Origin of the sequence: Candidatus Magnetaquicoccus inordinatus, from assembly GCF_004217665.1 — a bacterium.
Taxonomy (GTDB): domain Bacteria; phylum Pseudomonadota; class Magnetococcia; order Magnetococcales; family Magnetaquicoccaceae; genus Magnetaquicoccus; species Magnetaquicoccus inordinatus.
Genome location: NZ_RXIU01000437.1, coordinates 1 through 1437 on the forward strand (window position 1 = coordinate 1; position 1437 = coordinate 1437).

Annotated in this window: 1 protein-coding gene; it reads right to left on the reverse strand. The window is 50.3% G+C overall.

The window, feature by feature from the left end; genetic code table 11:
* Positions 1-240: 240 nt before the first annotated feature.
* On the reverse strand, positions 241-1077 hold the full coding sequence (locus EJP87_RS16345) for a tyrosine-type recombinase/integrase (protein WP_130472909.1): 837 nt from the start codon (positions 1075-1077) through the stop codon (positions 241-243).
* Between the last annotated feature and the right edge of the window lie 360 nt (positions 1078-1437).

Below are 1437 nucleotides of genomic sequence, written 5' to 3' on the forward strand. Positions count from 1 at the left end.
TGATAAATATTTTTAAATGGCTGTGTGGCAACGGAATGTAACAGACATAGCTTGCGGCTCCTACATTAAGAGTGGAATATACCCGCCTATTCTACCAAATAATAGACCATGTTGCTAAGTTAATGGCATTGAGGTGCCCTCCCTGGACCCGCAGTTGATTTGGGTGATGAATAGTTACAAAAAGAGAGGTGTGGAACCAAGAAGGGGGGATCGGCCTCCTGTAGTTCCACACCACGCCGTTTACAGAATACCCGGTCCCTGCAAGGTGGTCACGGTGCGGAATGGAATACCTGCGGCAACTGCACTGGCTACCAAACCAGCCCGTAGGCTAAATCCACTGTATTGCGAGGGATCCAAACCAATCGCCCCCACCCGCTCTTTGACAATCAACGCAATGCCATGTCCAGTCAAAGGCACTCCCGAACGCTGGCCATGACGGTTAATACCTTGAAACAGCGAACCTTCTTCAATTTGTGCACTCTGCAACCAATCTTTCATCGCCCGAACCGGACAGACCGAACCACGGGCATATTGCAAATAGGCATTGCCCTCCGGCAGATGAATCTCAATACCTTCGCGAATAAAACGCAGATCGGCCATGGTCAATGTGGTCAGCTCAGAGCGGCGCAATCCGGCAGCAAATCCACATAAAATCAATGCCTTGTCCCGCTTGTCCTTCAGACGCTCTCCCAGAGTGCCCACAATGGCCAATACCTGCTCTTTGACCAACGGGGTCACTTTGCGCTGCTCTTTGCCATGACTGCGACGAATACCGGTCAATACCGCATGCACCGCATCCGATTTGGTCGGATCATCCAAACCTTGGTTGGTGTGCGCCTTGCCGATCGAAACTTTCCAACGTACCAAAGTGGCATATTTGTGCGATTGTGCATGCGCCATCAAATAGGCCGCAACCGTTTTCGAGGCCGATGGCACTGTGCCTCCCCAATCCACAAAACGACGCAAATCTCCCCAATAGGCCATGCGCGTATTATCGGCCAAAACTCCTGCTTGCGGCGGTCCCATCTGTGGGGGATATTCCAATCCCTGCGTAACCGGCGTAGGTAAAACTTCCATACGAGACTCCAATTCCTTTAAGAGTTAAACAATGTGTGTTCCGCCTTACCACTGGCCAAGGCGTGGCAATAGATCGTCTGAAACAACTTATATTATATATTAGGTACTACTATGGGCGCAGAAAAGGCTACCGCCGCACTGTACAGGCTGCTTTGCGCTTGCTGTGCTGCTGTTGGTCCGGAATATGCCGGGCTCAGGAGATATTTTCGGCCTTTTTTAGAGTTCTTTGTTAGAGACCTGAGCCACGGTGTACCGGTCAAACGTGACTGTTAGTATGCAGTAACAGTGCCAAGTTTCAATCGCACTGATTAGGGTGAGATTGTATGGCAAGATAGAAGGGCAACACCCAAAAATGGGAAT

Excerpts from the sequence above, each read along its gene's own strand:
- EJP87_RS16345 (WP_130472909.1), bottom strand. The coding sequence starts at position 1,077 with ATGGAAGTTTTACCTACGCCGGTTACGCAGGGATTGGAATATCCCCCA.